Annotated in this window: 5 protein-coding genes; 3 read left to right on the top strand and 2 right to left on the bottom strand. The window is 75.1% G+C overall.

The annotated features are described in order from the left end of the window. On the top strand, positions 1-1070 hold a 1070-nt coding region (locus VGB14_18630; GenBank protein HEX9994948.1), incomplete at its 5' end, for a homogentisate 1,2-dioxygenase. 467 nt (positions 1071-1537) lie between these two features. Then, a complete protein-coding gene (locus tag VGB14_18625) occupies positions 1538-3145 on the top strand; it encodes an AMP-binding protein (protein HEX9994947.1) in 1608 nt (535 codons plus the stop codon). On the opposite strand, the gene VGB14_18620 is transcribed toward VGB14_18625, so the two are convergent. Then, on the bottom strand, positions 3123-4130 hold the full coding sequence (locus VGB14_18620) for a radical SAM protein (protein ID HEX9994946.1): 1008 nt from the start codon (positions 4128-4130) through the stop codon (positions 3123-3125). The genes VGB14_18625 and VGB14_18620 overlap by 23 nt on opposite strands. Before the next feature lie 28 nt (positions 4131-4158). Next, on the bottom strand, positions 4159-4476 hold the full coding sequence (locus VGB14_18615; GenBank protein HEX9994945.1) for a hypothetical protein: 318 nt from the start codon (positions 4474-4476) through the stop codon (positions 4159-4161). Positions 4477-4583: 107 nt separating this feature from the next. Here VGB14_18615 and VGB14_18610 point away from each other — a divergent pair. After that, positions 4584-4835 (top strand): SDR family NAD(P)-dependent oxidoreductase (locus VGB14_18610; GenBank protein ID HEX9994944.1); only part of this gene is annotated, 252 nt, incomplete at its 3' end.

The raw sequence follows: 4835 nt of genomic DNA, 5'->3' as shown, positions 1-4835 counted from the left end.
TGCCGGACGGCACGGTCGAGGAGGAGCACGGCCGGTCCGGGGTCTACGGGCCGGCCAGCCACCTCTACCGCCTCCACCCGCCGACCGCTTGGACGGCGGTCGAGGGCCCGGCCGCCCACCACGCCCTCGACTGCACGAAGGTCGACGACGTCGACACGAGGTGGCCGGTCGCGCTCCTCGTCAACGACGACGTGGCCATCGCCTACCACCGGCGGGTCGAGGGCCGGCCCGAGTTCCTCCGCGACGCCGACGGCGACGAGCTCCACTTCGTCCACGCCGGCCGGGGGCTGCTCAGGACGGAGTACGGGCCGCTGCGCTACGGGCCGGGCGACTACCTGCTCGTGCCCCGCGGCACGACGTACCGCTTCGAGCTGGACGAGCCGACCGAGACGCTCGTGATCGAGGGCAGGGGGCTCTACGAGCTGCCCGAGCGGGGCCTGCTCGGGCGCCACGCGCTGTTCGACCCGGCCGTCGTCGAGGTGCCCGAGGCCGAGGCGATCGAGGAGGAGGGCGACTTCGTCGTCGTCGTGAAGCGGGACGGCCGGGACACGGTCGTGCACTACCCGTTCCACCCCTGCGACGTGGTCGGCTGGAAGGGCGACGTGGCCCCGCTGCGGCTGAACGTCGAGGACTTCCGGCCGGTGACCTCGCCCCGCTTCCACCTGCCGCCGTCGGTGCACACGACCTTCGTGAACGAGGGATTCGTGGTGTGCACGTTCGCGCCGCGGCCGATGGAGGAGGACCCCGACGCGCTGCGGCTGCCCTTCTACCACCGCAACATCGACTACGACGAGGTCATCTTCTACCACTCGGGGGAGTTCTTCTCCCGGGCCGGGATCGGGGCGGGGATGCTGACGTTCCACCCCCACGGCCTGCACCACGGCCCCCAGCCGGCCGCCGTCGAGCGGGACCGCGCCGCGGCCGCCGCGCCGACCGGCGAGCGGCGGATGGCGAAGGAGTACGCGGTGATGGTCGACAGCCGCCGCCCCCTCCACATGACCGAGGCGGCCAAGCGGGTCGACGTCGAGGGCTACGTCCTCAGCTGGGCCAGCGGCACCGGCGACGCCTGACGACCGCCGCCACCCGGGGCGGCGGATCACGGCGAGCGAGGTGAGAGCGAAGCTCCACGCCGTCCTCGACGACGTCGAGGCGGGCGAGGAGGTGGAGATCACGAGGCAGGGTCGCTCGAGCGACCGGGCCACCGCTGCCATCGAAGGGGACCGACGAGCTGGCCGTCGCCGCCGGCGGCCGCATCACGGTGCGCCCGCCGCTGCGCCGCTGGCTGGACGACCTGTCGACGGTCGTGCGGACGGTCCCGATCTCGCCGGCGGTCGCGGCGACGGCCGCCGGGCTGTCCGAGGCGTTCCTCGCGACCCGGCCGATCGGCTCATCTACGCCACCGCCGTCGAGCATGGGCTCCCGCTCGTCACGAAGGACCAGCGCCTCCGCCGCCCCCGCCGGGGCGGCGCCGCGACCGTCTGGTAGGGCGTGCCACACTGAGCGGGTCCGGTCGGCCGGCCACGGGGGACGGGGGGCAATGGCGCTTCCGCTGAGCGAGTCCGCGCACGTCGATCCGTTCCCGCGGGACCACCTGCCGCCGGCGGACGAGTGGCCGGACCTGCGCTTCGACCTGCCCGAGCTGCGCTACCCCGACCGGCTCAACTGCGCCACCGAGCTGCTCGACCGCACCGTCGCCCGCATGGGCGGGGACCGCCGGTGCCTGGTGAGCGACAGCGCCACCTGGACCTACGCCGACCTCCTGGCCCACGCCAACCGCATCGCCCACGTGCTGGTCGACGACCTCGGCGTCGTCCCCGGCAACCGGGTCGTGCTCCGGGCCCCGAACAACCCCGAGCTGGTGGCCTGCTGGTTCGCCGTGCTGAAGGCCGGCGCCGTGGTCGTCACCACGATGCCGCTGCTGCGCCGGGCCGAGCTGGTCCCGATCTGCGAGCGGTCCCTGCCGAGCGCGGCGATCTGCGACGACCGCCTCCTCGACGAGCTCCGGGCGGCCGCGGCCGGCGGCCTGCCGGTGCTGCCCGTCTCCGAGCTGCTCGACCGGGCGCCGTCGAAGCCGGCGACGTTCGACGACGTGCCGACGGCGGCCGACGACGTCGCCCTCATCGCGTTCACGTCCGGCACCACCGGCGCGCCCAAGGGCTGCATGCACTTCCACCGCGACGTGCTCGCCATCGCCGACACGTTCTCGGCCCACGTCCTGCGCCCCCGGCCCGACGACCTGTTCTGCGGCAGCCCGCCGCTCGGGTTCACGTTCGGGCTCGGCGGCCTCGTCGTGTTCCCGATGCGGGTCGGCGCGGCCAGCCTCCTGCTCGAGCAGGCCGGCCCGCCCCAGCTGCTGGAGGGCATCGCCCGCCACCGGGCGACGATCTCGTTCACCGCGCCGACCGCCTACCGGGCCATGGTCCGCCTGCTCGACGGCGACGCGCGCGACCTGTCGTCGCTCCGCACCGGCGTGTCGGCCGGCGAGGCGCTGCCGAAGGCCACCTGGCACGCGTTCCACGACGCCACCGGCGTCCCGCTGGTCGACGGCATCGGCGCCACCGAGCTGCTGCACATCTTCATCTCGGCCTCGGGCGACGCCATCCGCCCGGGCTCCACCGGCGTACCGGTCCCCGGCTACGAGGCCATGGTCGTGGACGACGACGGCGAGCCGGTGCCGGACGGCGAGATCGGGCGCCTGGCCGTGCGGGGCCCGACCGGGTGCCGCTACCTCGCCGACGAGCGCCAGCGGCGGTACGTGCAGCGGGGCTGGAATCTCACCGGCGACAGCTACGTCCGCGACGCCGACGGCTACTTCTGGTTCCAGGCCCGCTCCGACGACATGATCATCTCGGCCGGCTACAACATCGCCGGCCCCGAGGTGGAGGACGCCCTGCTCCGCCACCCCGACGTGGCCGAGTGCGCGGTCGTCGGCGTGCCCGACGAGGAGCGCGGGAGCATCGTCAAGGCCTACGTGGTGCTCGCCGACGGCGTGCCGGCGACGGCCGACACCGCCGCCGGCCTCCAGGACTTCGTGAAGAAGGAGATCGCGCCGTACAAGTACCCGCGGTCGGTCGCCTTCCTCGACGCCCTGCCGAAGACCCAGACGGGCAAGCTCCAGCGGTTCAGGCTGCGGGAGCTGGGCTGACCGGGAGGCCGGCGCTCGCCCGCACGGCCGCCTCCGTCCAGTTCACCAGCCGCCAGCCGTCGTCGGCGAGGAGCCGGTCCCTGAGCCGCCCGCAGAGGGCGACGAACGCCGCCTGACGGGTGGCCGACCACCGCCGGGCGGCGGCCGCCAGCGAGCCGTGGAGGACGTTGCCGACCCGGTACCGGGCGCCGAACCCGTAGGCGACCGGGGCGACGGAGCCGTCGTCCTCGACGACGAGGGTCGTCAGCCAGTCGCCCAGGCGGGCGGCCTCGGGCGGCGCCGTCGCGTGGACGAGGTCGGGCCGCTCGGCCACCTCCCGGCGGTGGAGCAGGTCGAGCTGGACGTGGACGCGCGCCCCGAGCCGGGCCCGCAGGGCGGCGACGACGACGAACGCCCGGCCGAGCGTGGCGGCCGACGGCACCAGCCCGTCGCAGCCCTCGCCCCGGCCGGCCCGCTCCAGGGGGTGCACCTGGAGGAGGGAGGCGCCCCGGTCGACGGCCAGGTCGGCCACGTCCTCCAGCTGGTCCCAGTTCTCCTCGGTGAGGGTGACGATGAGCCCGAACGGGATCCCCGCCTCCCGCAGGACGGCCGTGCGCTCGACGACCTCGGCGAACGCCCCCCGCCGCCCCCGCATCCGGTCGTGGGTGGGGCCGATCCCGTCGACGCTGACGGCGACGGCGCCGATCGACCGGGCGCAGCGCTCGAACCGCCGGCTGCCGACGAGCAGGCCGTTGGTCGTCATCGTCGTGGCCAGGCCGGCGTCGCGGGCGGCGGCGAGCAGGTCGGGGAGCGGGTCGTACAGCAGCGGCTCCCCGCCCGACACGGCCAGCACGCCGTAGCCGAGGCGGGCGGCGTCGGCCGCCGCGGCCTGGAGCGCGCCGACGGGCAGCGCCGCGGTCAGCCCGGGCTCGGAGCCCGAGTAGCAGTGCGCGCAGCGGAGGTTGCAGCGCAGGGTCGGGTGGACCTGGAGGATCGACGGTGTCACCCCGACACCTCCGCGGCCGGGGCGCCGGTCAGCGGAAGGTGAACCGGGCGAAGAAGATCTCGGGGTCGACGATCCCGAGCGGGAACACCTCGAGCTCGTCGAGCCGGGGCGAGCCGAGGAGGTCCGTGACCGCGCCGACCTCGTCCTTCCCGACGACCGTCTGGACCTCGACGAGGTCGGGCCAGGGGATGCCCTTGGTCAGCACCCGGACGGGCAGGCGCCGCTGACGGAAGCCGGCGACGAGGTCGACGAGGCGGCCGATCCGGTCGTCGTCCATCTTCGCCGAGCGGAGGATCTCCGCCACCCTGGCGGGGACCGGGTCCTGCGAAGCGCTCGCGTCATCCATGGCCGTTCCCCCCTTTGGGCCGGCAACGCGGCCCTCGTCCACCTTGGACCCCTCGCCCCTGGCTGTCAACGGCCGGCGGCGCGCCCGGCCGTGCCACACTGCACGGGTTGGTCGACCACGGCGTGCGCCACGAGGGGACGGGCAACCCACGGCCCGGGCAGGGCGCGGCGCGGGTCGCCGTCGTGACCGGCGCCAGCCGGGGGATCGGGCGGGCCGTCGCCCGGCGGCTGGCCGCCGACGGGCTGCTGGTCGTCGCCGTCGGGCGGGACGAGGCGGCCCTGAAGGAGACGGCGACCACCGACGAGGAGCGCATCTCGACGCTCGCCTGCGACGTCACCGACGAGGAGCAGGTGGCCGAG

The sequence above is a fragment of the Acidimicrobiales bacterium genome, from assembly GCA_036399815.1.
Lineage (GTDB): Bacteria > Actinomycetota > Acidimicrobiia > Acidimicrobiales > DASWMK01 > DASWMK01.
This window is presented reverse-complemented; position numbering and strand designations above follow the sequence as displayed.